This is a genomic window from Mesorhizobium sp. CAU 1732 (assembly GCF_039888675.1).
In the GTDB taxonomy this organism is placed as follows: domain Bacteria; phylum Pseudomonadota; class Alphaproteobacteria; order Rhizobiales; family Rhizobiaceae; genus Aerobium.
In genome coordinates this window covers 1,404,212-1,430,713 of the sequence record NZ_JBDQQR010000001.1, presented here as the reverse complement: position 1 = coordinate 1,430,713, position 26,502 = coordinate 1,404,212, and the positions used below count along the sequence as shown (strand labels likewise).

25 protein-coding genes are annotated in these 26,502 nt (G+C 64.6%); 13 read left to right on the top strand and 12 right to left on the bottom strand.

Annotation, left to right across the window (positions count from 1 at the left end):
* Positions 1–164: 164 nt before the first annotated feature.
* Positions 165–1,133, top strand: coding sequence for a polysaccharide deacetylase (locus AAFN55_RS06975; protein ID WP_347798134.1), 969 nt, complete (start codon positions 165–167; stop codon positions 1,131–1,133).
* Here the strand turns inward: AAFN55_RS06975 and AAFN55_RS06970 are convergent, their stop codons facing one another.
* Positions 1,134–2,291 carry a YbfB/YjiJ family MFS transporter gene (locus tag AAFN55_RS06970; RefSeq protein ID WP_347798133.1) on the bottom strand — a complete coding sequence of 386 codons (1,158 nt, stop codon included), beginning with the start codon at positions 2,289–2,291 and terminating at the stop codon, positions 1,134–1,136.
* Positions 2,292–2,352: 61 nt separating this feature from the next.
* Here AAFN55_RS06970 and AAFN55_RS06965 point away from each other — a divergent pair, with 61 nt between their 5' ends.
* Positions 2,353–2,535, top strand: a complete 183-nt coding sequence (locus AAFN55_RS06965; RefSeq protein WP_347798132.1) for a hypothetical protein — start codon at positions 2,353–2,355, stop codon at positions 2,533–2,535.
* Positions 2,536–2,724: 189 nt separating this feature from the next.
* Here the strand turns inward: AAFN55_RS06965 and AAFN55_RS06960 are convergent, their stop codons facing one another.
* The 3 genes from AAFN55_RS06960 to ugpC are packed head-to-tail and all read right to left on the bottom strand — an operon-like array spanning position 2,725 to position 5,809.
* Positions 2,725–3,750 carry a hypothetical protein gene (locus AAFN55_RS06960; protein WP_347798131.1) on the bottom strand — a complete coding sequence of 342 codons (1,026 nt, stop codon included), beginning with the start codon at positions 3,748–3,750 and terminating at the stop codon, positions 2,725–2,727.
* 45 nt (positions 3,751–3,795) lie between these two features.
* Positions 3,796–4,755 carry a PfkB family carbohydrate kinase gene (locus AAFN55_RS06955; RefSeq protein ID WP_347800208.1) on the bottom strand — a complete coding sequence of 320 codons (960 nt, stop codon included), beginning with the start codon at positions 4,753–4,755 and terminating at the stop codon, positions 3,796–3,798.
* Complete coding sequence (ugpC, locus tag AAFN55_RS06950) at positions 4,709–5,809, bottom strand: sn-glycerol-3-phosphate ABC transporter ATP-binding protein UgpC (RefSeq protein ID WP_347798130.1); 1,101 nt, start codon at positions 5,807–5,809, stop codon at positions 4,709–4,711. Before ugpC ends, AAFN55_RS06955 begins: the two co-directional genes overlap by 47 nt.
* 124 nt (positions 5,810–5,933) lie before the next feature.
* Between ugpC and AAFN55_RS06945 the strand changes: the two genes are divergently transcribed.
* Genes AAFN55_RS06945 through AAFN55_RS06915 form a run of 7 tightly spaced genes read left to right on the top strand, consistent with a single transcriptional unit; the run spans position 5,934 to position 14,682 of the window.
* A complete protein-coding gene (locus AAFN55_RS06945) occupies positions 5,934–7,079 on the top strand; it encodes an ROK family protein (RefSeq protein WP_347798129.1) in 1,146 nt (381 codons plus the stop codon).
* Between the two features lies 1 nt (position 7,080).
* Positions 7,081–8,433 carry a hypothetical protein gene (locus tag AAFN55_RS06940; RefSeq protein ID WP_347798128.1) on the top strand — a complete coding sequence of 451 codons (1,353 nt, stop codon included), beginning with the start codon at positions 7,081–7,083 and terminating at the stop codon, positions 8,431–8,433.
* Entirely contained in the window at positions 8,426–10,423 is a 1,998-nt protein-coding gene (locus AAFN55_RS06935; protein WP_347798127.1) for a TIM-barrel domain-containing protein, read from the top strand. The genes AAFN55_RS06940 and AAFN55_RS06935 overlap by 8 nt, the downstream gene beginning before the upstream one ends.
* A gap of 45 nt (positions 10,424–10,468) precedes the next feature.
* On the top strand, positions 10,469–11,698 hold the full coding sequence (locus AAFN55_RS06930) for a sugar ABC transporter substrate-binding protein (RefSeq protein ID WP_347798126.1): 1,230 nt from the start codon (positions 10,469–10,471) through the stop codon (positions 11,696–11,698).
* Between the two features lie 2 nt (positions 11,699–11,700).
* Positions 11,701–12,645, top strand: coding sequence for a sugar ABC transporter permease (locus AAFN55_RS06925; RefSeq protein WP_347798125.1), 945 nt, complete (start codon positions 11,701–11,703; stop codon positions 12,643–12,645).
* Positions 12,646–12,647: 2 nt separating this feature from the next.
* The gene (locus AAFN55_RS06920) at positions 12,648–13,547 is read left to right on the top strand and encodes a carbohydrate ABC transporter permease (protein WP_347798124.1); all 900 of its coding nucleotides are present in this window, start codon (positions 12,648–12,650) and stop codon (positions 13,545–13,547) included.
* Positions 13,548–13,551: 4 nt separating this feature from the next.
* Positions 13,552–14,682, top strand: coding sequence for a mandelate racemase/muconate lactonizing enzyme family protein (locus AAFN55_RS06915; protein WP_347798123.1), 1,131 nt, complete (start codon positions 13,552–13,554; stop codon positions 14,680–14,682).
* Here AAFN55_RS06915 and AAFN55_RS06910 read toward each other — a convergent pair whose 3' ends face one another.
* Positions 14,683–15,072 (bottom strand): Rid family hydrolase, encoded by a 390-nt coding sequence (locus tag AAFN55_RS06910; protein WP_347798122.1) that lies wholly within the window; start codon positions 15,070–15,072, stop codon positions 14,683–14,685. It lies immediately after the preceding gene.
* Between the two features lie 314 nt (positions 15,073–15,386).
* Between AAFN55_RS06910 and AAFN55_RS06905 the strand changes: the two genes are divergently transcribed.
* Genes AAFN55_RS06905 through AAFN55_RS06890 form a run of 4 tightly spaced genes read left to right on the top strand, consistent with a single transcriptional unit; the run spans position 15,387 to position 20,087 of the window.
* Positions 15,387–16,211 carry a creatininase family protein gene (locus tag AAFN55_RS06905; RefSeq protein ID WP_347798121.1) on the top strand — a complete coding sequence of 275 codons (825 nt, stop codon included), beginning with the start codon at positions 15,387–15,389 and terminating at the stop codon, positions 16,209–16,211.
* Positions 16,211–17,632 carry an FAD-binding oxidoreductase gene (locus AAFN55_RS06900; protein WP_347798120.1) on the top strand — a complete coding sequence of 474 codons (1,422 nt, stop codon included), beginning with the start codon at positions 16,211–16,213 and terminating at the stop codon, positions 17,630–17,632. The genes AAFN55_RS06905 and AAFN55_RS06900 overlap by 1 nt, the downstream gene beginning before the upstream one ends.
* On the top strand, positions 17,629–18,882 hold the full coding sequence (locus AAFN55_RS06895) for an FAD-dependent oxidoreductase (RefSeq protein ID WP_347798119.1): 1,254 nt from the start codon (positions 17,629–17,631) through the stop codon (positions 18,880–18,882). The genes AAFN55_RS06900 and AAFN55_RS06895 overlap by 4 nt, the downstream gene beginning before the upstream one ends.
* Positions 18,879–20,087, top strand: coding sequence for an amidohydrolase family protein (locus AAFN55_RS06890; protein WP_347798118.1), 1,209 nt, complete (start codon positions 18,879–18,881; stop codon positions 20,085–20,087). Before AAFN55_RS06895 ends, AAFN55_RS06890 begins: the two co-directional genes overlap by 4 nt.
* A gap of 14 nt (positions 20,088–20,101) precedes the next feature.
* Here the strand turns inward: AAFN55_RS06890 and AAFN55_RS06885 are convergent, their stop codons facing one another.
* The 7 genes from AAFN55_RS06885 to AAFN55_RS06855 all read right to left on the bottom strand — a co-directional run bounded on the left by AAFN55_RS06885 (position 20,102) and on the right by AAFN55_RS06855 (position 26,489).
* Positions 20,102–20,776: a glutathione S-transferase family protein gene (locus AAFN55_RS06885; RefSeq protein WP_347798117.1), complete on the bottom strand. Its 675-nt coding sequence runs from the start codon at positions 20,774–20,776 to the stop codon at positions 20,102–20,104.
* A gap of 117 nt (positions 20,777–20,893) precedes the next feature.
* Positions 20,894–21,553 (bottom strand): 2'-5' RNA ligase family protein, encoded by a 660-nt coding sequence (locus AAFN55_RS06880; RefSeq protein WP_347798116.1) that lies wholly within the window; start codon positions 21,551–21,553, stop codon positions 20,894–20,896.
* 77 nt (positions 21,554–21,630) lie between these two features.
* Positions 21,631–21,981: an arsenate reductase gene (locus tag AAFN55_RS06875; protein ID WP_347798115.1), complete on the bottom strand. Its 351-nt coding sequence runs from the start codon at positions 21,979–21,981 to the stop codon at positions 21,631–21,633.
* Between the two features lie 136 nt (positions 21,982–22,117).
* Complete coding sequence (locus AAFN55_RS06870) at positions 22,118–23,119, bottom strand: ATP-binding cassette domain-containing protein (protein WP_347798114.1); 1,002 nt, start codon at positions 23,117–23,119, stop codon at positions 22,118–22,120.
* A gap of 8 nt (positions 23,120–23,127) precedes the next feature.
* Positions 23,128–24,180, bottom strand: a complete 1,053-nt coding sequence (locus AAFN55_RS06865; RefSeq protein WP_347798113.1) for a carbohydrate ABC transporter permease — start codon at positions 24,178–24,180, stop codon at positions 23,128–23,130.
* A complete protein-coding gene (locus AAFN55_RS06860; RefSeq protein WP_347798112.1) occupies positions 24,177–25,196 on the bottom strand; it encodes a sugar ABC transporter permease in 1,020 nt (339 codons plus the stop codon). The genes AAFN55_RS06865 and AAFN55_RS06860 overlap by 4 nt, the downstream gene beginning before the upstream one ends.
* A gap of 30 nt (positions 25,197–25,226) precedes the next feature.
* On the bottom strand, positions 25,227–26,489 hold the full coding sequence (locus AAFN55_RS06855; RefSeq protein WP_347798111.1) for an ABC transporter substrate-binding protein: 1,263 nt from the start codon (positions 26,487–26,489) through the stop codon (positions 25,227–25,229).
* Between the last annotated feature and the right edge of the window lie 13 nt (positions 26,490–26,502).

The following is a 26,502-nucleotide window of genomic DNA, read 5'->3' as shown; positions in this document are numbered from 1 at the left end:
TGGCCCAGCCAGATTTTGCATGGGTTTTAGCTGAAAATTGGTCGCATGGAAGGCCCTGCGCACAAAAAGGATGCTTGAGCTGCGCACAAGGGAACCATCCCATGCTCGCCACATTCACCTGACACCGTCTTTCCCACCCATCCTGACCGGCTTTCCATACATCGATGAACCTGACCAGACGCTTCGCTCTCGCTGCCCTCACCTCCGTGTTCGCGCTGCCTGCGGTGGCGGCGGAAAAACCCCTGCCCACTCAATATGTCATCATCTCCTTCGACGGCGCGCAGCATATCGAGCAATGGCAGCGCAGCCGCGCGCTCGCGCGCAAGACCGGGGCGGAGTTCACCTATTTCCTGTCCTGCGTCTATCTGCTGACCCGGGCCGACCGCGCGCTTTACGATCCGCCTCGCCACACGACCGGTCGATCCAATGTCGGTTACGCCGAATCGAAAGACGACGTCGCGCAGCGGCTGCGCCAGCTCTGGACCGCCCGCATGGAAGGCCACGAGATCGCCAGCCATGGCTGCGGCCACTTCGACGGCGGCGAATGGAGCGCATCGGAATGGGAGTCCGAGTTTCGCCAGTTCTCGCAAATCCTGGCCGGCGCGTGGGAGATCAACGGCATTCCGCACCAGCCGCCAAGCTGGAAGACATTCGTCGAGACGGAAATCATCGGTTTCCGCGCGCCTTACTTGTCGACCGGCGCCGGTCTCTTCGACGCGCTTGAGGCCGACGGCTTCGCCTACGACGCCAGCACGGTGTCGCGCGGACCGGCAATGCCGAAGCACGGCACCGTGACGCGGTTTTCGCTGCCGATGATTCCCGAAGGCCCGAGCGCCCGGCCCATCATCGCGATGGACTACAATCTCTTCGTGCGCCATTCGGGCGGGCTGGAGCGCGGCGATCCCGATGGTTCGTTCGAGGCACGCACGCGGCAAGCCTTCACGCAGGCGCTCGACGATCAGCTCGCGGGCGAGCGGCTGCCGCTTCAGATCGGCTTCCACTTCACCCTGATGAACGACGGCGCCTACTGGCGGGCGCTGGAAGGATTTGCGGAAGATGCCTGCGCGAGAGAGAGCGTGCGGTGCGTCAGTTACCGGACATATCTGGAAGAAACCGCCCGGAGCGACGGCTGATCACACCTTCGAGCGCACACCCCAGATTGCCACTGCGGACGCGATCAATGCCGCCGCTGCGAGGAGAGAGGGCGCGGTGAAACTGCCGGTCTGATCGGCCACGATGCCGCCGACGACCGGCCCGATGATCTGGCCCAGGCCGAAAGCAGCCGTCATGAGCGCGAGCACCCGGCGCGGTGCGGCGCCTGCGAGTTCGCGGCCGATCGTGAGGCCGAAAGCGGTGACCGCGACGAACGTCCCGCCCAGAAGGACACCCGCCAGAAGCGGACCCGCATATCCGCCCATGCTGACGCTGGCGATCACGCCGACCGCCTCGACGAGGCAACCGACCGCAAAGGTCTGAGCCAGGCCGATGCGGCGCGACACGCGTGACCAGAGCCAGACGGACGGCAGCGCCGCGAGACCCGTCGCCAGCCAGACGACCGATTCGAACAAGGGGCCGGCATCGCCCTGCCGCACGATCGTCACCAGGAACGTGGCCGTGACGATGTAGCCGAAACCGAAGATGCCATAGGCGAGGATGATGCGTGTCATGGCCGTGCTGCGCGGCGTCGGCGGCTCCGCAGCGGGTCTTGTCTGGGGTGGGACGCCACGGTCGACCAGCGCGAAGACGACTGCGAAGCCGGCGATCGAGAGGGCTCCCGACCACAGCCAGTTCGCCTCCCACTGCGCGCCGCCCAGCAGGACCGCGCCCGTCATCACGGAGGACAGGGCTATGCCGATGCCCACGCCGCCGAAGTGCCACACCTGAAGGTCGGATCGTCCGGCGGCGGCCAGTCTGCTGAAGATGATGGTCGACAGGAAAACCATCACGAAGGCGCTGGCGACACCTGCCAGGAAGCGGATCGCGATAAAGGCCGGCATGCTCTCCGTCATGCCCATCGCGGCTGCGAGCACCGCGCTCGACGCGAGGCTGACCATCGCGATCGTGTGTTCCCGGCCCTGCCCCCAATTGCCCGCGCCAAGCACCGCGCCGACGAGATAGCCCGCATAATTGGCCGACGCGATCAGCCCGGCATCGGAGGCGGTAAGGCCGAGCGCGTCCATCATGCCGGGCAGGATCGGCGTGTAGACGAAACGCCCGATGCCCATGGCGACCGCCATCGCGATCATTCCGGCGATGGCATAGGTGGCGGGCGAACGGGCTGACGAATCCATCCGTGCGACATTATCGGGCGACCGCATCGCTACAAGCCCGATCATACTGCTGGACCAAAATATGCTCGACGATGGTTTGTATCGCGCCCCGCCCCGGCCGGGCGCGTCGGAACCACCTCGCACCGAGAGCGTTGTGTCGCAACAGTTTGAGTGCAGAAGGAGAGAGAACATGAATTCGATTATCTACATCGTCGGTCTCGTCGTTATCGTCGTTGCCATCCTGTCGTTCATCGGCATCGGCTGAGCATCATCGACCGATCGAGCGAGGCACTGATCCGCAAAAACACTCGCCCGACGTTCGAGGCCGTATTTTCGGCCGAAGCAAAGAGATGTGTCCGCTCGCGTTGATCCGCACGCGACCGCGACAACCAAGAAGGCCGATGACTGTACGTCATCGGCCTTCTTGCATGGACATATAGGGTGTGACGGGCGCTCAGGCCGCTTTCAGGACCGGCTGCGTGATCGCGCGATCCTCGTCCAGCGCCCGAACCGGCCTGATCGACTGCTTCGACAGCCGGTCGTGATAGACGGCGACGCCCTCCTCCGGTCCCATCTCGTCGTCGGCGACCGCACGCAATATCTCGATCAGATCGAGCGGCGCTTCGGCTTGGTTGATCTTGCGCCCGAACAGGGCAAGCCGCGCACCATGCTTCTTCGACTGGTGAAGCAGTTCGAGCGTGTCGCGCGTGGTGCCCGCACTGCCTCCGAGAATGCCGACGATCATCTCGTCGTCATAGGCGACGAGTTCCTCCATGGCGCGGGGGCCATTATACGCGACCTTGAGGAAGATCGGCGCCGCATCGCGGTCGATGCCGGCAAGACAGCGCACGATGCAGTCATTGACGTATTCGCCGACAGCCTCGCCCGACAGCGCGCCGACGTTCGGATTGAAGACTTCGAGGAAGTGCCGGAAGCCAAGCGCGTTGCATTCGGCGCGAAACGCATTGTACGCCTCGAGCATGCGGTGATCCGCGTGCACGTCGTTGGTGAAGGTCAGGCTGTAGAGACCGAGGTCGGCACCGGCGACGCCGTTTGCCAGCGGAGGCCGCCCGCCATGCATGACGCGCGCGAGATCGGCGGTGCGGAATGGGCCGGATGCGGTCTCCCTGTATGTGCCGTGGCGCGGCAGCCAGATTTCCGTCGTGTCGTTAACACGCGCCGCGCGTGCCATCTTGCTTCCGGCGAACAGGTCTTCCTCAATCGCGAGCTTGTGCAGATTGTAGGCGGACAGCAGCATCAGGTCGACGACGTCTTGTTTGACGATCTGGCGCACCGTCTCCAGAAATCCGCGCCGCGTCTGCGGCCGCTGGTTTCCCTCGGCGTCCCGCGCGATGCCGAGCGCGTTGATGCCACGCGCCATATCCGGGTCCTTGGCGTCGCATATCAGGAATTCCTTGGAGCCCGACGGATCGCGGCGGATGCGGTCGAGTTTCTCGTCCAGTCTGGTATTGCGGTTCAAGTCTGTGCTCCTCGTCGCGATGGCGGAAAACGGCTGTTCGGGCGGTCAGAAAGGACTGAGCGATGGGTCGAACCGGGCCAGCGCGTCGGCGCTCGGCAGTCCAGCGCGGCCGCCGGGCATCGTGCATTTCAGCGCCGCGACCGCGTTGGAAAACGCGATGGCGCGCTCCAGCGGCCAGCGATACGACAAAGCAAGCGCAAGCGCGCCGTGGAACGCATCGCCGGCGCCGACCGTGTCTACCACGGTCACCTCGGGTGGGCGTGCATTGGCGAGAGCACCGTTGTCCAACCAAAACAGACCGTCGGCGCCGTCTGTGACGCCGGTCAGCTTGTGGGACGGGCGCGACGCAAGGCGAAGGCCCGTTTCGATGTCGTCCGTGCCGGTGAACTGCGCCAGACCCGGCCGCGAGAACACGACATAATCCGCTGCATCGATCACGGCGGCGATGTCGTCGCGCTTGTGTCGTGAGACGTCGGCATCGAGCACGCTCGGAACCCCTGCGGCGCGGGCCATGCGCAGCCCCCTGAGCGCGCCTTGCGGCCAAGACAAATCACACAGGAACGCGCCGCCGAGATCGTCCGGCTCAAGCCAGTGGGGATCGGATGGCATGTCCGGATCGGCATAGGCGACGATGACGCGCTCGCCATTGCCGTCCATCAGGATCGTCGCGCCGGGCGACTGAAATCCCTCGAAGGATTTGAGCCAGGTCGTGTCGACGCGTTCGGCGTCGAGTTCGTGCCGCATGGCTGCGCCGGTCGCATCGTTGCCGATGCGACCGGCGAGACGCGCGCTGCCGCCCAGCCTCGCGACTGCGACGGCGGCGGTGGCGGCTGGCCCGCCGCCCACCTCCCGGCGCGCGCTCGCATAGATCTTGACGGGCTGCGTCGGGATCGCAGCGACGGTCATGATCGTGTCCTGAATGGCGAGGCCAAGGCAGAAGACCTCCCCCGGCCGCTGATCAGACAAGGCGCACACCCGTGTCTGGATGGAAGAGGTGAAGGCCATCGGCATCGACGCGGAACCGGCGGCCCTTTTCGCCGACATGTGCCGAGCCCGGGCGAACACGGCCCATCACCTCGCGCTCGCCGAGGGTCACGACTGCGATCGAATCCGCGCCATGCTCCTCGACCAGCACGATGTCCGACGTAAAGACTGTGCCGTCAGGCCCATTCGCGTCCTCGGCGAGCGTGACATGCTCTGCGCGCAGACCGACCTCGACACGATCGACGCCGGCGCGTGCAATCGCTTCGGCACGGGCGGGCGGCAGCAGGATGTCGTGGCCATGCCCGAAGGCGAGATGGACCGTGCCGCCTTCACGGCGAATGCTTGCCGGCACGAGGCTCATCGGCGGCGAGCCGATGAAGGTGCCGACGAAGCTGTTCACGGGGCGCTGGTAGATGTCGATCGGCGTGCCGATCTGCTGCACCTCGCCGAGTTTCAGGACGACGATGCGGTCGGCCATCGTCATCGCCTCGATCTGGTCGTGCGTGACGTAGATGCTCGTCGTGCCGAGCGCGACCTGGAGCTTGCGGATTTCCATGCGCATGCCGACACGCAGCTTGGCATCAAGGTTCGACAGCGGCTCGTCGAAAAGAAACACCTTCGGATCGCGGATCAGCGCACGGCCGAGAGCGACGCGCTGGCGCTGGCCGCCGGACAGCGCGCGCGGCTTGCGCTCCAGCAGCATGTCGAGTTCCAGCATTTTCGCCACTTCTGCAACCTTGGCGGAAATCGCCGCGTGCGGCATGTCGCGCATCTTCAGCGCGAAACCGAGATTCTCGGCGACCGTCATATGCGGATAGAGCGCGTAGTCCTGGAAAACCATCGCCATGTCGCGGTCACGCGGGGCGACCGCGTTGAGGCTGCGGCCATCGAGCTTGATCTCGCCGCCCGTGATCTCCTCCAGCCCTGCAATCATGCGCAGGAGCGTGCTCTTGCCGCACCCGGAGGGGCCGACCAGGACGATGAACTCGCCATCGGCCACATCGAGATCAACCGACTTGACCGCATCGACGAGTCCGAACCGCTTCTGCACCGCCCGCAGTGTCAACTCTGCCAATTTCTTCTCGCTCCCTGTTGACATTCGCCCTTTCTAAAGCAGAATAATTACACAGTGTAAATATCATGGTTCAACGATGTCAGGACGATTTGTACCGAGGAGCAGAAGGGAGACGCGCGCGACCGTGCTCGAGAGCCTTTTGCGGACGCGTGGCGCATTTCGTCCGGTTATAGCGCGCGAGTCGAACCTCACGGAAGCCAGCGTTTCCCGCATTCTCAGCGAATTGCGGAAAGAAAACCTGGTGGAAGAGGTGCGCCATCCAGCGCCTCACGTCGGCGGCCCGACCTCTCTTGTTACACTACGCAAGGATATCAGTGTTCTGGGCATCGAACTCTCCAACAGCCGGCTGTCTTTCGGCGTCGGCGATCTCGGCGGCACGCTCGATTACGTCGAACGCATGCCGGCTTCTCCACAGCTTGAGCAGGCGGAATTCGAAACCCTGTTCGATGCCAGCCTGAGCGCGATGCGGGGTTGGGCCAAGACGCGCGGCATCACCGTGCGACAGGCTGCGATGTCGATGCCCGGCTATGGCCGGGACGCCGGCAACCCGATCTTTCCATGGGACGTTGAGCGCCTGCGCGGCTTTCTCGCGGAGGCGTTGCAGGACATTCCGCTGGCGCTCACGAACTCCGTGGTGGCTCAGACGGCCTTCCATCGCTACTCCAGCACGACGCCCTATCAGGTCGCGGGCGACCACCTGTTCCTGTTCGTGGGCCACGGCGTCGCCGGCGTGATCGTCAACGAAGCGGCGCCGATCGACGCGTTCTCGGCGTTCGAGATCGGTCATATGGTGATCGAGCGCGACGGCCTTGCCTGCCGCTGCGGCCACAAGGGCTGCGTCGAGGCGTATACGTCGCTGCGCGCGGTCTCGAAAATCATCGGCGTGTCCGACAGCGAAATCCTGACCAAGGGCGATCGCTTCCTCGAAGTGGTCGGTATGGACAGCATCGCCCGCGAGATGCTGCGCGAACGGCAGTTCCTGCTCGGTCTGGCGCTCGGCAACGCGCTCAACCTTCATCCGGTCTCGACGGTGGTGATCAGCGGGTGGCCGTCGCTCATGCCGGAGGAGGACCGCGCGGCGATCACCGACGGTCTCAACCAGAGCCTGCTCGGTGGCTATGACGAACGCAGACTGACCCTGTCGTTCATCGAGCCGTCGATCGGAAACGACCCCAGCGCCGCGCTCCATTACGCGGCTTATTGCTTTGTACGCGGTGGAGGGATGGACGCGAAAGCGGATCCGCGGGCCGCGATGGAGGAGATTGCCTGACATGCTGACGAGGAACCAATCGGTCGAGACGACCACCAGCCGCGTCGGCGTGCTGTTCGTCGCGTCGCCCCTCTTTTCCGAGGCGGCCGCGACCGAACTGATCGGGCGCACGCAGACCCTGATGGCCGACAAGCGCCTCGCGGGCTCCTTCCAGATTGCAGACACACTGGCGCGTGACCGGGCAAGCTGTGCAGCCGCACTCGCGGCATTCGACCTCGACGCGTTGGACGGGCTGGTGATCCAGCTTTCGACATTCTGCACGGCGGAACTGCTGCACGAGGTGCTGGGCGCGATCGGCGATCGCCGCCTGCCGATTGCGCTCTGGGCTCTGGAAGAAGCCGAGGAAATCGTCACCAACTCCCTGTGCGGCGCTCAGCTCTGGGCATCGACGCTCACACGCTTCGGTCACGGCTTCACGCTGTTCCTCGGCAACCCCGACAATGCCGAACTTGCCGACGACCTCGCAGCCTTCGCGGCTGCATCGCGCGCGCATGGCAGGATCCGGGGTGCACGCATCGCGCTGATCGGGGCGCATGCGGACTGGTTCACCAATCTGGCCGTCGATCCATGGGCACTGCGCCAGTTGCTCGACATCACCATCGAGCAAACCACGCTCGTGCGCTTTCTCGAAGCCTGCAAGGCGGACGGCTCAGCGGAACACGAAGGCGCGAAACGCTGGGCGACGGCCTCGTTCGACGGAGGCGCGGACGAAGCGGGTCGCAAGACCCTCGGCAAGACCTATGCGCGCCTCGCTGCCGGCCTCGACACGATCAAGGCCGACGCCATCGCGATCCGCGACTGGCCGGAAATCCTCTACGCCGACGATTTCAAGGGAACGTGGGGCGCGCTCGGCGAACTCTCGGATCGCACCGTGCCGATCGCTCCCGAAGGCGACGTGATGGGGGCGCTGACCGCACTCGTCGTCCGCGCATTCGATCCGGCGTCGCTGCCCTTCCTGACCGACATTTCCGGCATCGACCGGGCGAAAAACCGGTTGGTGCTCTGGCACTACGGGGTCAGCCCGCGCCTCGCTGATGGTCCGCGCTCGCTCGACGCCGCGCTCAAGCAGGAGACGTTCCCACTAAAGCCCGGCGCGATCACGCTGCTGCGGCTTTCGCTGCGCGCGGATGGCGAGCTGCGCATCTTCGTGACGGAGGGCGAGATCGAGGCGGAGAAATCGTCCGCCAATCGCGCGGCAGGCTATTTCCGGCCAGACGAAGCCAACGCCGAAGGCCTGATCCGCCATTTCATGGACGAAGGCTACGAGCATCACGTCACAGCCGTCTACGGCAACTGGGCCGATGCGGTCGTTCACCTCGGCCGCCAGCTCGGCGTGCGGGTGGATCATGTCTGAGATGTTTTCCGGCATCGAGACCGGCCTGTTTCCGACCGGAGCCGCCTACCGTCCGGTCTCGGTCGGCTGGCGCAACGACGGCGGGTCCTGGCAGTCCTCGCCGATCGACGGAGCGGACGGCATCGATGTCACCGCCACCGCGAACGCGGATGGCCGCAGCCTGCGTATCGTCGTCACCAAGACCGACGCCGCGGCCATCGACATCGCGTTTGCGGTGCCGAAAAAATTCCAGGCGTTCGGCGGCGGCGAACGGTTTGAGACGCTCGACCTGCGCGGTCATTCGGTTCGCTACTATCTGGAGAATTTCGGACTCGGCAACGGCACCTACCTGCCCTCACCCTGGATCGCGACGACACTCGGATATGCGGTGTTCCTGCCAGACGAGGCGCCCGCAATCTTCCATGTCGCCGCCCCGTTCGATCCCAACGTGCTGCGCATTCAAGTCGAGGGCGACCGGCTGGAGGTCGAGATTCATCTCGGCAGCCTGTCGGACCTCTATTCCGCGCTCATCGACCACATCGGTCCGCCCCTGATGCCGCAGGACGGGTTCTTCGGGCTCTGGAAGGCAGGCGACTGGCGCATCGAAAACGCCAAGACGGTGCAGGCCGATATCGATGGCCACGCACAACTCGGTCTTCCGATGAGCGTCAAGCTGATCGACGCGTATTGGGCGAGCGAAGTGCACTCCTTCGCCTTCGACGCGCAGAAATATCCGGATGCGTGGGACATGGTTTCGCGCATGGCCGAGGACGGCACCGACATCTATCTGTGGCTCTGCCCGTGGGTCGTGGTCGGCACGAAGTCGTTCGAGTTCGCGAAATCGAAGGGCTACACGATCGTCGATGCGAAGGGTGAACTGATCACCCGCCGCCCCGGTGCCAATCCGAACATCGTCGCGGCGTTGATCGACTATTCCAACCCGGATGCGAGCGCGTGGTGGTCGGACAATCTGCGCAACCTCATCAAGCAGGGCATCAAGGGCTTCAAGGCCGATTTCGGCGAACAACTGCCGGAGCACGCGGTGCTGCATTCCGGCGAAACCGGCGGCAAGGCGCACAACGCCTTCGTCCGCTATTATCTGGAAGCGACCATCGCCGCTTTCGACGGCAAGGTTCCGGCGATCATCAGCCGATCCGGATCGCCGCGCGTTCGCGCGCCGATCTGGAGCGGCGACCAGACATCGGATTTCTGCCCGAAGACGGGACTTTCCTCGGCTATTCGTGCCGCGCAGAGTGCGGCATTCGGTGGCTGGTCGTTCGTGGGAAGCGATCTCGGCGGCTATTTCGGCACGCCGACGACGCAGGTCTTCGCGCGCTGGACGCAGTTCTCCTGCTTCACGCCGCTGATGATGCTGCATGGGCTCGGCTGTCGCGAGCCGTGGGACATGGATGAGACCTGCGTCGCGGTCTACACCGACTATGCGCGCCTTCATCTGGCGCTTCTGCCGGTGTTCCAGCGCTACGGCCGCGAGGCCTCGGAAGGTGGAATGCCGCTGATGCGCATGATGCCGCTGGCGTTTCCCGACATCGACTGGTCCGGCATCAACGACTGGGACCAGCAATACATGCTGGGCGACGACATCCTCGTCGCGCCGGTCGCGTTCTACGGCAACACGCGCGCCGTCTACCTGCCGGACGGCGACTGGTACGACGTGCTTGCGGGCGAGTATGTTAGCGGCCCGGTCTGGCGCATCCATGACGTGCCGTTGGAGAAAATGCCCATCTTCATCGCCAAGGGCGCGCGGCTGACGCTCGCGACCGACGCATCCGCGAAACGCGGCGTTCAGGTCGTATTCGGCGACGCTGCCCGCGCTGCCGACGCCGATGGGTGGACCATCGATGCGCTTGCCGTCGTCGGCGGTGCGAGGACCGCGACGGGAGTTGAAAAACCTGAATGCGCCGCAACCATCGAAGGATGGTTTGGCAACGATATCGGCTGGGTCGTGCCGGCCGAAACCGGTCCGACGGGAGACCCCGGAAACCGGAGCTGACAACAGAAACAGGCGCCAGGAGGGCGCTTCGCGGAGGAGATTGACATGAGACAGATCTGGAAGGGCAGCGTGACCGCTGCTGCAATCCTTGTGGGCCTCGGTATGACGCCGGCTCTCGCCGACAACATCGTCCTGTGGGTAAATGCGCCGCTCGCATCCGGCCCCGACGCCCCGATCTATGAAGAACTGAAGGCCTTCGAGGCCGAGAGCGGTCATACCGTCGAGGTGCAGGCGGTGCCGCATATGGAGATGGAGCGCAATCTCTTCGTCGCCATGTCCGGCGGCGCGGGTCCCGACGTGATGGCGCTCGATATCGCCTGGGTGGCAGGTCTGGCCGATGCCGGGCTGCTCCTGGACATCACCGAGCAGAGCGCATCGATCGCCGACCAGTACCAGCCCGGCCCGCTCGCGGCTGGTCGCTTCCAGCAGAAGCAGTATGCGCTGCCGCTCTACACCAACAATGTCGCGCTGTTCGTCAACGACAAGATGCTGGCCGATGCCGGCATCGAGAAAGCGCCGACCAACTGGCAGGAGCTGCACGACGCGGCGGTCGCGATGACCAACGCGGAGAAGGAAACATTCGGGATCAGCTTCGGCGGCAACCGCATGGGCGCCTTCCAGCTCTATTCTTTCATCTGGCAGAATGGCGGCGAGATCATCGACGCCGAGGGCAAGTCGCATGTCGGCGACCCGGAAGCGGTCGAGGCGGTGGACTTCCTCGCCAAGCTCTACACCGAATCGAAGGCGATGCCGGAATCGGTCCTGACCGCTGGCAACTGGGACGAGGTGCATGCGCCCTTCGTCCAGGAACGTGCCGGCATGGTGGTGAGCGGTGACTGGGCGATCGCCGCGATCGAGAAGGGCAATCCCAATCTTGAATTCTCGGTGCATCCGCTGCCGGTCGGCAAGCAGGCCGGCACGGTCATCGGCGGCTACAACCTCGCCATCCGCTCGGACACCGCCGTGCCTGACGCCAGCTTCGCACTCGTGGAATGGCTGACCGGACCGCGCAGCGTCGAGTTCATGGCCAAGTACAACCGCCTGTCGGCCTTGGAAGCAGCCGCGACGCCGGAAGCCATCGCCAAGCTGCCCGAGCAGATGCAGCCCTTCATGTCGCAGGCCGGCGCCGGCCATCCGCGCCCGGTCGTCGCATCGTGGAGCCAGATGCATTCCGACGTCTTCGGTAATCTCTGGGATTCCGTGATCCGCGGAAAGCCGGCATCGGAAGCCATGGCCGAAGCCAACGCGGCCATCGAAGGCCTCCTGGGGAACTGAGCATGACTGCACGCGCCCAGCCTGCACCCGCACTCAAGCGGACCTGGTCCTCGATCTTCGAGACCGGCCGGGGTGCGCGCATCTACCCCTACCTCATGGTTCTGCCTGCAGTGGTGATCGTGGTCGGCGTCGTGGTCTATCCGGTCGTGTCGGGCATCCTGTCGGCCTTCTTCGACGTGACGCTGCGCACGCTGAACAGCGGCGACATGCCGTTCGTGGGATTCCGCAATTTCCAGCGCGTCTTCGCCGATCCGAGCTTTGGCCTCGCCTCGTTCAACACCTTCGTCTGGGTGGTTCTGAACGTCGTGGCGCAGCTCGGCTTCGGGCTCGCGCTGGCGTTGCTGCTGCACCGCATCGTGCCCGGCATCGGGTTCTTCCGCTCAGGCATCCTTGTCCCATGGGTCGTACCAAGCGTCGTCGCGGTGCTGACATGGCGCTGGATGTACGACCCGAGCGTCGGCATCGTGAACGAGATACTGGTCCGGCTCGGCATCATCGACGCCTACCATCCGTGGCTCGGCGACACCGCGACCTCGCTTTACGCGGTCACGGTCGAGAGCATCTGGAAGGGCACGCCCTTCGTCATGCTGCTGCTGCTTGCGGCACTTCAACTGGTGCCGAAATCGATCCTCGAAGCAGCCTCCATGGACGGTGCGTCGGGATGGCGCAAGCTGTGGTACGTGATCCTGCCGCAAATCCGTGTCTCCTTCGCGATCGCAGCCGTGCTGACCTTCATCCTCACCGTGAACAACTTCAACGCAATCTGGCTGATGACCGAAGGCGGACCGCTGAACTCGTCGGAAATCCTGTTCACGCTCGCCTACAAATACGGCTTCCAGCGCTACGATCTCGGCATGGCATCGGCCGTCGCGACGATGCTGTTCGTCGGCCTCGTGATCGCGACCACGCTCTATCTGAAACTCATCCAGGCAAGTGAGGGCGATTGATCATGACGAGCCTCACCATACCCGAATCCACCGCCCGCACGCCGGACTTGTCGGCACCGCTGCGCCGGAGCTGGACGCCGAAATGGGCGCGCACCAGCTTCCTCTATGTCGGCCTGTGGGTCGCCTTCGTCTGGTCGGTCTTCCCGTTCTACTGGATGATCGCCACCTCGCTGCGCGCCAAGGACGAAATCTTCGCGCGGCCGCCCGGCATCATCCCGCACAGCTTCACGTTTCAGAACTACATCGACCTGCTGGTCGGCGCCGAATTCTGGCGCTACGCGCTCAACAGCCTGATCCTCACGATCAGCGTCACCGTCATCAGCGTGCTGATCTCGGTCACGGCCGGCTATGCGATGGCGCGCCACCGCTTCAAGGGCTCGGTCGCGCTGCCGCTTTTCATGCTCTACGGGCAGATGTTTCCGCCCGTGCTGCTGCTGATCCCGTTCTATATCCAGCTTCGCTGGCTGGGCTGGCTCGACAGTCTCTACGGGCTGATCCCGGTCTATCTCAGCTACATGCTGCCGCTCTGTGTCTGGCTGATGCGCGGGTTCTTCTCGCAGGTGCCGCATTCGCTCGAAGACGCAGCCCGGATGGACGGCTGCACGCGCTGGCAGGCCTTCTGGCGGGTCATCCTGCCGATGGCACGGCCGGGCATCGTCGCGGTCGCGACATGGGTGATGATCCACACCTGGAACGAGTTCCTCTATGCCAGCACGTTCATTCTATCGGACAAGAACCGCACGCTGCCGCTCGGCCTGTCGGGGCTGATCGGACAGTACACGACCGACTGGGGCGTGCTTATGGCCGGCGGCGTGATCACGGCGGCACCGATCCTCATCGTCTTCTTCTTCCTCCAGAAACATCTGGTGGCAGGCGTCGGCGGCGGCGCGGTCAAGGGGTAAATCGATGACCAAGATCAAGCGTATCCAGGCGTTCGCGCTGTCCTGCCCCACGCCGGGCGGCGCGGTCTTCGCGGTCGGCCGTTCCGCCAAGCGCGACATGGTGCTCGTGCGCATCGAAACGGTGGACGGTATCGTCGGCTACGGCGAAGCGCATCACGCGCAAACGCCGAGCACTATCGCGGCCTTTGTCAACGACGCGCTCGGGCCCTCGCTGATCGGCATGGATGCGCACGAGACCGAGGCGATCTGGGACAAGGCCTACCGCCATTTCATAGCGACGCACGGCCCGGGTGCTGCGGCCGTCATCGGCTTGAGCGGCGTCGATCTGGCGCTGTGGGACATCAAGGGCAAGGATCTCGGCCAGCCGGTCTACAAGCTGCTTGGCGGCAAACGCCGCCCGATCCGCGCCTATGCGGGCGGCATAAGCCTCGGCTTCCAGCCGATCGACGATCTGAAGCGGGAGATCGAGGGGTTCATCGAACGCGGCTACGACTTCATGAAGCTGCGCGTCGGCGACACGCTGGACAAGGACTTTGAGCGGGTCAGCGCCGTGCGCGCGGCCTTCGGGCCCGAGATCACGCTGGCCGCGGATGCGGGTACGCGCTACCGCACGGCCGATGTCGCGCGCATCGCGGAGATTTGCGAGGCAGGCCGACTTGCCTGGCTCGAGGAGCCGTTCACGCCTGACAATCTGCCCGGCTATCGCCGCCTGCGCGACGTCACGCCGACGCCGCTTGCGGCCGGCGAGAACCATTTCACCCGCCACGAACTGCGAACGCTGATCAGCGAAGAGGTGATCCAGTTCGTGCAGGCCGACGCCTGCAAGACCGGCGGCATCACGGAAATCCTCAAGATCGCAGCACTCGCCGGCGCGTGGCACCTGCAATTCGCGCCGCACACCAGCGCTTCCGTGCTGAGCACGGCGGCATCGACGCATGTGCTGTCGGTCGCGCCGAACGCGTTCATCTACGAGGCCGACGTCTCCGCCATCAACGCCTTCCGCGACGAGCTCGGCACGCCGTTCGAGATCGCCGACGGCACGATCATGGCGCCGGACGGTCCGGGCCTTGGCGTCGAGATCGATGAGCGCGTGATCGAGAAATACCCGTTCATTCCCGGCGCGTCGTACCAGTAGTCAGCGCTTGCGGGCCGCGACGACTTCGATCTCGACCACGAATTCCGGCCGCGAGAAGCCGGAGACGATCATCAGCGTGGACGCCGGATAAGGCTCGGCGAACAGGCTGTTGCGAACGTCCATGTAGGGAGCCATATGTTCGCGCGCGGTTACATAGGCATTGATGCGCACGATGTCGCCGAGACCCATGCCGGCGGCGCGCAGCACGGCCGCCACATTGGCAAAGCACCGCTCCGCCTGCGCCTTGCAGCCCTCGGGGACCGAGCCGTCCGGTGCATTGCCGAGTTGGCCCGAGCAGAACAGGATTTCCGCATCGTCGAGCACGAGCACGCCATGGCTGTAGTTGGAAAATGGCGGCGCGATATCGGGCGCGTTGATGGCTCTGGTCATGATGTCGTCTCCGTGTCGGGCACAGCAATAGCGGCACATGACACGCGACAAAAGAGGCGGGTGCAGCTTTGCCCTCGGCTGCAAAACCGTGACGCTTACGCGTCCCCTTGCTTGACTTCGCCGGCTGTCTTGAAGACACTGCGCATACCCCATGGCACAGGGCTTTTGAGGAACGAGCCGCAACTCAGTTGGTCGCAGGGCGATCATAGGAGAAGCGTGATGCTCGGACACTCATTTGCGGAATCCCACCCTACCAATCAGCGTCGAGCGTCAGCGCCGCGCCGCCCATCCGCATCTCATCGTGGAGCTTCGTCATGACCCGTCGCAGCGGCCGGTGGGCCGACCTCTCGCGCGCCGACTTCGCCGATCTCGATCGCGCGAACACGATCGTCGTGCTCCCGGTCGGCGCGATCGAGCAGCACGGGCCGCATCTTCCGGTGTCGGTCGATAGCGATCTGGCCGAGGGGGTCATCGACCGGCTTATCGAGCGCTTGCCGCCCGATCTCTCCGTGCTGGCACTGCCGCCATTCTCCTACGGCAAGAGCAACGAGCACGGCGTGGTTCCCGGAACGATTTCGCTGTCGGCCGAGACGCTGATGCGGATCCTGTCGGATGTCGGCGCGAGCCTTGCACGAACCGGCTTTCGCAGGCTGGTGCTGCTCAACGGCCATGGCGGGAACTCGGCCGTGCTGGACATCATGGCGCGCGACCTGAAGATCGCCCACGACCTGCATGTGGTCACCTGCCACTGGTATAATTTCAACGAGGCGGAGACCATCTCCGACGCGGCGGAGCAGGCCTACGGCATCCATGCCGGGCTGGTCGAGACGAGCGCGATGCTGGCGTTGAAGCCCGATCTCGTCGCGATGGAAAAGGCGCAGAATTTTCCGAACGCCGCCCACGATTGGCACGACGAGTATCGGCATCTGGGACTTTCGGCCGGTCGCGCGCGCCCGGCGTGGGTCATCGGAGACCTGAACGCCGACGGCGCATGCGGCGATGCAGCCTCAGCCAGCGCCGAAATCGGAGAACGCCTGCTCGACGCGGCAGCCTCAAACTTCGCGGCGTTCCTGTCCGAGTTCGACCGGTTCTGCCGGACTCAGGACGCCGAGACCACAAACACGAGACGGGAGGTTTGATGTCGATTTCAGGCAAGACCAACATCGACTGGCAGGCGTTCCGCGCAACGCTCGGCGAGATCGAATCCTTCGACACGCCCTCGATCGTGAAAAAGCGGTCGCGGGACTTCTTCTGGTACAGCCCGATCCTCAACCGCGAACTCGGCGCCAGTTTCGGCGACCTCGTGGTTGCGCCAAAGACGGTCGAAGAGTTGGAGCGCTGCATCGCGCTGGCCGTCGAGTGGAACGCCCCGATGGTGATACGCGGCGGCGGCACCGGCAATTACGGCCAGGCCGTGCCGATGGATGGCGGGCTCATTGTCGACGTGACGGGCATCAACCGCGTGCTCGAGATCGGCGAGACGACAGTCCATGTCGAGGCCGGCGCCAAGATCGGCACGATCAACGAGGCGCTGGCCGAACACGGTCGCGAACTGCCGCTGTTTCCGTCCACCGAAGCGATCGCGACGATCGGCGGCTTCATCGCGGGCGGGTCCGGCGGAATCGGCTCGATCCGGCACGGCATGCTTCGCGATGGCGGCAACATCGACCAGATCGCAGCCCTTTCCGTGGAACGGCACCCGCAGCGCCACGTGTTTACCGGCGACGACATCCGTGCGATCCACCACGCTTGGGGCCTGAATGGTGTCATCACCGACCTCGTCCTGCGCACCGTCCCCTCGCCCACATGGATCAATGTGATCGCGTCCTTCCCGACCTATCGGCAGGCGTTCGAGGCCGGCATCGCGATCGGCTCCACGCGCGCCCTCGACCTCAAGCTCCTGACGACGGTGGACGGACGCATAGCACAATCGATCAAGACGCTGGGAGAGATCGGTGAAGGCGGCCGCGCCCTGCTGTTCGTGATGGTCGCAAGCGGCGATGCGGATGCGGTTAAGGCGCTCGTCGCCGATCACGGCGGGGCGGTCGATCTGGCGCTGGACAACGGCGGCCTGAAAGCGACTGGCCTGCCCGCTTTGTCGGAATTCTCCTATAACCATACGACGCTGCAGGTGCTCAAGCAGGACCGCGGCGTCACCTATCTGCAGGTCACGTTCCGCGCGCCGCTCGACGCGTCGAAGATCGAGCCCTTGCAGGCAATCTTCGGTGACGAGGTATTGATGCATCACGAGTTCGCGTTGCTGAATGACCAGCTCGTCGCATTCGACCTGCCCGTCGTGCGCCATACGACCGATGAACGGCTCTATGAGCTGATGGCGATCTACGACGCTCACGGCTGTCCGACGTCGAACCCGCACGTGCCTTATATCGAAGGCGGCTCGATGAAGCCCGACTATCGCCATCTCGCGTGGAAGAAACGGCTCGACCCGCATGGCCTGCTCAACTCCGCAAAGTCCCGTCTTTGGAACGAGGTGAAGCATCTTCCGGCCGACGAGATCGAAGCGTTGCCGAGCCATCAGCCGGTGCGCAAGGCATCATGACGAGCGGGGTCGTGATCGTCGGCGCGGGGCATGCGGGAAGCCAGGTGGCCGCGTCGCTGCGGCAGGAAGGCTATGATGGCCCGATCACACTGATCGGCGCCGAGGCGGAAGCGCCCTATCACCGCCCGCCGCTGTCGAAGGCTTTCCTGAAGACGCCGGACGCAAAACCCCAGCCGCTGCGCGGCGACGACTTCTTTGCCGCCAGCGGCGTCACGTTCCTCGACGGCGCGGTGGTGCAGCGCATCGACGTCGCGGCGAAGACGGTTGCGCTGGACGACGGCAGCCATCGTTCGTACGAAACTCTGGTCATCGCCACAGGAGCGCGCCCGCGATGGCCCGCAATCCCTGGAGCCGACCTCGAAGGCGTTCTGGCGATGCGCACGATCGCGGACGCGCGTGCGATCCGCGAGCGACTTGCCCACGTCCGATCCGTCGTAGTGATCGGCGGCGGATTCGTCGGACTTGAGACCGCGTCCACGCTTCTGGCGCTCGGCCGCACCGTCACCGTCCTCGAGATCGGACCGAGGCTTCTCGGCCGCGCCGTCTCGCCGGTCGTGTCCGACCACGTTTTGACGCGGCTGAGCGCGCAAGGTGCCGACATTCGTTTCGGCACCGCGCCCATCGCCATCACCGGCGACGAAAACGGCGTGCGCGGCGTTGCGCTTTCAAACGGCGATACGCTGCCGGCCGATCTGGTGCTCGTCGGCATCGGGGTGGAACCGGAATGCGACCTCGCCGCAGCGGCGGGCATCGCGTGCGACGACGGCATCCTCATCGATCATGCGATGCGGACGTCCGCGCCGAACATCCTCGCGATTGGCGATTGCACCCGCTTCCATCACTGGCACGCGGATCGACCAGTCAGGCTCGAATCCGTGCAGAACGCCACCGACCAGGCCAAGCTCGCGGCGCGCACCATACTCGGCCACGACGAGCCGTATCGCGCCGTGCCGTGGTTCTGGTCGGACATCGGCGACATGAAGCTGCAAATGGTGGGGCTGTCCTTCGACGCCGATGCGCATGTCACGGTCGGGGCGCCGGCCGACAACGCGTTTTCGGTCTACCATTTTCGCGCAGGAACTCTGATTGCGATCGATTCCGTCAACCGGCCTGCCGACCACATGACCGGGCGGCGCATAATCGCGAGTACGTTCAGGCCGAGCGAAAATGACGCCGCCACGGGCCGCGTCAATGAACTGTTCAAGGCATGGCAGGCCGCTGACGGTTTGCAGACGAGAGCCGCGTCGTGACCGCGAACACCATCAAAGTCCCACGCTCGCTGGTCGCAGACGAGACACGGTTCGGCGGACGCGCGGAGCGCGATTGCCTCGTCGGAAAGCCGGTCGTGCGGGACGGTCGGCTTGTGGGCCTTGCGCAAACCGACGTACCGGACGAGACCACCGGCATCGTCACGATGCGGCTGACCGAAGCGCACTGCCATCTGGACAAGTGCCATACCGCAGAGCGGATCGCCCCGCATGACGGAACGCTTCCCGGCGCGATCGCAGCGCAGGCCGCAGACAAGATCAACTGGACCGCACAGGACATCCGCGAGCGTGTGGCGCGTGGCCTGCAGGAACTCGTCGATGCAGGCTGCGGATTCGTGCGGACCCATGTCGACTGCCAACTGGACGCCTCCGACCCCGAGCGGATGCCGCTCGCCTGGGATGTCATCGGCGAACTGGGGCAGGACTGGCGCGATCGCATCGTCGTGCAGCGCGCGGCACTTCTGCCGCTCGAAGCCTTTGCGGACGGCGCCCTTGGCGCACGCGTCGCCCGCCGCATCGCATCGGATGGCGGCGTGCTCGGCGCGTTCGTCTATGACCAGCCGGGACGGCACGACCTGATCCCGCGCATGGTCAAAGCAGCCGCAAGCGCCGGCATCGGCCTCGACTTTCACGTCGACGAAGGACTGTCGTCGGGTCTCGATGGGCTCGATATCATCGCGGCGAGTGTGCTCGACCATCGCTTCGACGGGCCGGTCCTGTGCGGTCACGCCTGCAGCCTGATGAATGCTTCAGGCGACGCGCTGTCGCGCCGCATCGACCGTATCGCGGAGGCCGGGCTGGCGATCGTGACGCTGCCGGCCAGTAATCTCTACCTCCAGTCGCGCGGGACCGGGACGCCGGACCGGCGCGGAATCACGCGCGTGAAGGAGCTTCTGTCCGCCGGCGTGCCGGTGGCAATCGGCAGCGACAATGTCCGCGATGCCTTCACGCCGGTCGGGCGCCACGACCCGCTCGCCGCCCTGTCTCTGGGCCTGCTCGCCGCCCATCTCGACCCGCCGCTCGGCCAATGGCTGCCCTGCGTGACACGGCATGCGCGCTACGGGATCGACGGGACGCAGCCGTTTATCGAGGGGACCACGATCGGGGATCTGCTCTTGTGGGACGCACGGAGCACGGCCGGGCTTCTCTCGGGCGCGAGGCCGCGACCGCTGGCACTCGCAGCCTGACGCGAACGGGATCTTCAGGCCACCCCGTACTTCATGTCGGCGGATGAGTGTGCGGCGAAATCCGCAAGCTGGTCGTCGATCGCCTTGCGGTATGCGGCCCGATCGAAGCACCGATCCTGATAGGCCACGAGTTTCGGATAGTCCGCCAGAGCATCGAGCGATTTCGCGATTTTGAGAACCGACGACATCATCAGGTCGGCCAGCGTGAACGTGTCGGCCACGAGCCAGTCGCGACCGCCGAGCGCAGCCTGGAGTTCGCCCAGGCGTCTTTGTGCCATCGCCACGACGCCCGGGCGCCGCTTCGCCTTGTCGGCTTCGTCCTTCATGAAGAACTCGACTTCGGCGAGGTTCGCCAGATACGGCTCGACCGAATTGAGCGCGGCGAAATACCAGCTCAGCATCTGCGCGCGCTGCATCTCGTCGGAGGGGATCAGGCGGCCACTGCGCTCGGCGACGCTCAGCAGGATCGCTCCCGTCTCGAAGAGCGTCGGGCGGCCGTCCTCCGCGAGGACAGGCACCTGTCCGAACGGTTGGTCCGCGCGATAGAGGGGCGATTTCTGATCGACCGCATCGATGAGCCGAACTTTGTAGTCCCAGCCCGCTTCGTTCAGAACCCAGCGAACGCGATGGTCGCGCACCTGTCCCTGCGCGAAGGGCGGCACCCATTTGAAGGCGGTGACGGTGATCATTGCGGAGCCCTCCTCTTGGCTCTGGCGTCCTTGTGCAAATCTACCGGACACGGACATGAGCCGCCCCGCTTCCTGACACAGATTATGCGCATGGTATTCCCACACTTTGGCAACAGCCTAGCCTCTCAACGGCCAGCGTCCCAGCACGACGTGCTTCGAATCTCCCACCATACTGTGGATCAGGAAAAACTTGTCGGCACGCCATTGCACGGCGGACACGCGACAATCCTCAAATGGGCTTGTGCTGTAGAGCAGCGTCATATGCGGGGTGAAGGATGACCCTCCAGGAACGCGCAGTCCGCCGGCCCTCAGCGCCTCGTGCAGACTGAGGCGAAACCTGCGTATGCATCCATCGTCGCCGCCAGTCAGCACCACCGCGTTCGACCTCCGAAACCGCATGAGCGTGTCGAAAGAGACATCGAAGCCCGGGTGCGAGAACCCCTCGGCAATTTTTGCAACGCCGGCAACACGATCGCGCGGGATACCATCATAGGCACCCAGCCCCAGAAGGCTGATGTGGGGCAAGTGACCCTTTTTCGGCCAGATCTGCAGATGGCGTCGGACGACAAGTTCTGCGTGGACACTACGCCGAATGCATTCGGCAGCTTCTTCGTCAGGCCCGAGGACCAGAAAAAAACTGTCTACACCACGGCGTTCCAGTCCGGGCAGGCAGGGTTGGCTTATGCTTTTGCGCCGAGGCACGATGCGTGTTTTTCGGCCGGCTTGGCCTGCAATGACCCGCTTGGACACATCGTTAAAGTCGAACGCGAACTGCATTCGTTATATTAGAACAAAAAGAGAACAAAAGCAAGTCCGCTTGTGAGGCCGGCCACGTCGATCTTTCCAGCGTCCACTCAGGCTCCGAACAATTCCTCATATCGCGCGGGTTTGAACCCGATCTCGATCGCGTTGCCTGTGTCCAGCACCGGGCGCTTGATCATCGTCGGTTCGGCGACCATCAGGGCGATCGCCTTGGCCTCATCGAGGTCGGCGCGCGCGTCTTCCGGCAGCGCTCGGAACGTCCGGCTGGCGGCATTGAGCACCTTTTGCCACCCGGCCGCGTCGCACCAGCGCTGCACGTCGCCACGCGAAACGCCATCCACACGATAATCGTGAAAGGTGTAGTCGACCCCGTTCGCGTCCAGCCAGGCAAAGGCCTTCTTCATCGTGTCGCAGGTCTTGATGCCGTAGATCGTGACGCTCATCGCGGAGGCTACTCCCACTCGGGTTTGTTCATGCCGCATCGTCGTACAGACGGATATGTCGCCACTCAAGAACGAGGACTTTGTTTTCAGGGGAACATCGGATGCGGAGGCTCGTCCGGGAGGCGCGCGCCCCGGCCTACCCCACCCGCGAGCCGTCCTCGCCGAAGGGATGAAGGTCGGCATCGTCGTAGCCGAGCGCGATCTCGTCGCCTGGCTTGAGCGCCTGCTGGCCGGGGAGGACGGCAAGCACCTTGTGGCCATCCGTCTCGCCGTGCAGCACCGTCTCGGAGCCCAGCGCCTCGATCAGCGAGACGGTGACGGGGATCGCCCGCTCACCGTCTACCGAGCGGCGCAAATGCTGCGGCCGGATACCGACTTCCGCGCCGGGCGCTCCGGGGAACATCGAGGCTGGCAGGAAATTCATGCGCGGCGCGCCGATGAACCCCGCCACGAAGCGGTTCGCCGGGTGGTTGTAGATATCGAGCGCCTTGCCGACCTGTTCGATCCGGCCGGCGCGCAGCACGACGATCCTGTCGGCCAGCGTCATCGCCTCGGTCTGGTCGTGCGTGACGTAGACCATCGTCGTGCCGAGCCGCTGATGCAACGCCGCCAGTTCGGCGCGGGTCGAGATGCGCAGTTCGGCGTCGAGGTTGGACAGCGGCTCGTCGAGCAGGAAGGCGGTCGGGTTGCGCACGATCGCGCGGCCGATCGCGACGCGCTGACGCTGGCCGCCCGAAAGCTGGCCGGGCCTGCGGTCGAGATAGGGCGCGATTTCCAGCATGCGCGCCGCTTCCTGGATGCGCGTTTCGATCTCCTCGCGCGGCATGCGCGCGTTTTCCAACCCGAAAGCGAGGTTCTGGCGCACGCTCATATGCGGGTAGAGCGCGTAAGACTGGAAGACCATCGCAAGTCCGCGATCCGCAGCCGCGACGCGCGTGACGTCGCGGCCGTCGATCTCGATCGTGCCTCCGGTCGGCTGGTCGAGCCCGGCAATCAGGCGCAGAAGCGTGGACTTGCCGCAGCCCGACGGACCGACGAAGACGATCAGTTCGCCGTCCTCGATGTCGAGATCGACGCCGTGCAGGACCTGCACAGCGCCGAAGGCCTTTGCCACATTGGTGAGTGTGATGCGGCTCATGGCTGCTCCTATTTGAGCCCGGACCCGGCGATGCCGGTGGTGATGAAACGCTGCAGGAAGACGAAGACGAGCACGATCGGGATCATCGTCACGACCGTCATCGCGAGCAGGAAATGCCATTGCACGTTGGTCTCGCCGGCATAGGTGTTGAGCGCGATCTGGAGCGTGTAGAGCTCCCGGCGCGACAGGACGATCAGCGGCCACAGGAAGTCATTCCAGCGCCAGACGACCGAGAAGATCGCAAGCACGGCAAGTGCGGGCGCGGTCAGCGGCAGCACGATGCGCCAGTAAATCTGCCATTCCGACGCCTTGTCCATGCGCGCCGCGTCGATCAGTTCGTCCGGGATGGTGAGCATGTACTGGCGCAGCATGAACACGCCGGTCGGCGTTGCGACGGTGGGCAGGATCACGCCCCACAGCGAGTTGAACAGCCCCATCGCGGTGATAACCGAATAGAGCGGCACCAGGATGACCGACAGCGGCACCATCAGCGTGGCGATGATGAGGAACATCACGAAGCCACGGCCGCGGAACTTGTATTTCGACAGGGCGAACGCGGCCATCGAATTGGTGAGCAAGGTGATGATCGTCGCCATGACCGTGACGAAGACCGAATTGCCGAGATAGCGCATGAAGTCGAAGGACAGGAAGGGCTGGACGTAGTTGTTCGTGGCGAAGGACACGCTGCGCACCGGGGTGCGGTCCTGGATATTGACGCGGACGATCTCGTCGGGTTTCGCAGGGTCGACCATCTGCGCGACGAGACCGACGCGGCGAAGCTCGACCAGTTGCGCGGTCGATCCATCCTCCAGCGTCACCTCGTAGAGCGGCAGCGGCTTGTCCTGCCCTTCCACCATCATTTCGGCGGTGACATAGGGCAGGATGGTGGGCGGGAATTCTGCGAGGCCGGCCGGCGTCTTGAACGACGAGTTCACCAGCCAGATCGCCGGCCCGAACATCAGGATGAACCCGCCGATCAGCCAGAACCAGGTGAAGACGTCCGTCCAGTCCCAGCTACTGCCGCCGCGACGGCGCAAGATGAAGTCCGACATCCGGCTCATGACTGGCCCTTCGATGCGTTGCGCCGCACGATACCGAGCTGGAACAGCGTCAAGACGATCAGCACCAGCCCCATGAGGATCGACGCCGCCGAGGCGAGACCGGGATTGCGCAGCGCCGACGCGAAACCGACCTCGTAGATGTATTGGGTGAGGTAGAGGGTCGCGGTTCCCGGCCCGCCGCCCGTCAGGACATAGACCTCGTCGAAGATCTGCACGGCGCGGATCAGCACCAGGACCAGCACGACGAGGAGGTTGGGCATGAGCAGCGGCAGCGTGATGCGCCAGAACACGCGCGCGGGTCGCGTGCCGTCCATCTCGGCCGCCTCGTAGAGATCCTTGGGGATCGCCTGGAGCCCCGCCAGCAGGATCAGTGCGTAGAAGCCGACATGCGCCCAGACCGAAACGCCGACAGAGGCGGCGAAGGCCCAGTTGCGCTCGACCAGCCAGTTGATCGGTGCGAAGCCCATCTCGTAGAGGCCGAGATTGGCGAGGCCCTGCCGCTGCAGGATCCAGCGCCAGATCAGGCCGACGACGACCGGCGACAGAAGCACGGGAAAGAAGAACACGGCACGCCAGAAGCTGCGCGCGCGCAGGTCGCGGTTCAGCACCAGCGCGGTGATGAGTGCGACCACGACCATCAGCACAACCTGCACCGAGACGAACGCGACCGTGTTCCAGACCGCGGTCCAGAACAAATCCTCGGAACAGCTTTTCGGGTCGAGGTAACTGTCGCAGGAAAACAGCCGCTGATATTGCGCCGCGCCGACGAAATTGCGGTTGGCGAGGAAGAGCGCGGTGCCGCCGGTCGTCGAATAGACGATGTTGACGACCAGCGGAAACAGCACGAACACGCCGAAGATCGCCATGTTCGGCAACAGGAAGAACGCGGCCATGCCGTTGGTGCCGCCGAGACGCTGGAGCGCGCTCAGCGGTGCATCGAGCAGGCGTGCGAGGAGGCGCACCGGCGCCGTCACGATGGCACCGGCCGTCTTCACGAGCCCGCCTGCTGCGGACATGGACGTCGTCTCAGCCAACGGCGTGGCCGATCACTTGGCTGCTTCGACCAGGGCCTTGATGTCCTCGTCCATGCGCACGAACGCATCGTCGATCGACATCTCGCCCGCCATCACCTGGCTGATGCGGGTGACCAGCACGCCGTAGACGGGCGTCGCCCACGACCATGCCGGCAACGCATTGGCGGTCTCGATCACGTTGCCGGTTGCCTTGACGAAGACGTCGAGGGCTCCCTTGACGTTGGCGTCCTCGGTCTTGAAGTCGATGGCGCCGGCCGCGACGCCCTTGTGAGCCGGCAGGAACAGCGTGCGCTCGGTGAACTCGCGCACGATCTCCTCGCTGGCGAGATAGTCCATCACCTTGCCGACATCTTCGGCGTTCTTGGTGTATTTGATACCGACGAGTGCGGCCCCGCCCGGAAGGCCCGAGCAGCCCGCCGTGCCGCAGGGAGAGCCGGTTGCAACCCAGTCGAAATTGGTGCCGATCTTGGACGACAGCGCAGCGATCTGCCAGCTTCCGGAATAGTAATAGGCGACCTGCGCGTTGATGAAGTCGTCGATGCCGGGCCGATAGGTGGTTCCTGCGGCCGAAACCCAGGTCTCCTTGTTCATGCGGCCGGCTTCTGTCCAATCGACCAGCTTGGTGGCGAACGTCTTGACGCCGTCGTCGATCGGCGCGGGCAGACGGTCGGGGCCGATATAGTTGCCGCCATAGGAGACGATCGGGGCCGAGATGCGATGGCCGGAGCGATCGACCACGAAGGCGGCGTTGAGCTGCTGGCTGTCCTGCACCTTGCCGGCCGCCTCGACCCAGTCGTCCCACGTCGCGTCCGGTCCCGGCAGCTCGACGCCGGCCTGCTCGAACAGCGTCTTGTTGGCGAAGCCGCCGGTCAGGGTAAGCTGCGTCATGAAGCCGGGAATGATGTCCGAACCGTCAGGACGCATCCAGTCGAACTGGTCGCCGAAATTGGTCTTCCAATATTCCGCGTCCGCGATGTGCGGCGTGAGGTCGAGCCAGTGGTCGGCAAGCGTCTTGAGATTGGTGACGCGGGCGATGTCCGGGCCGCGACCGGCCTCCAGCTCGACGGGCAACTGCTCCTGCACGACCTTGTAGCCGACATCGTCGAGGATGACTTTGATGTCGGGGTTGTCCTTGTTGAAGCGGTCGATCAGGTCCTTGATGACCTCGCCCTCGACGCCGTCCGAATACCACATGAGCCGCACGTCGCCCGCCTGCGCGGCCGTCGATGCCATCAGAGCGGCCGTGATCGCCGCGAATGCAGTCCTGATCTTCATTGCATGCTCCTCC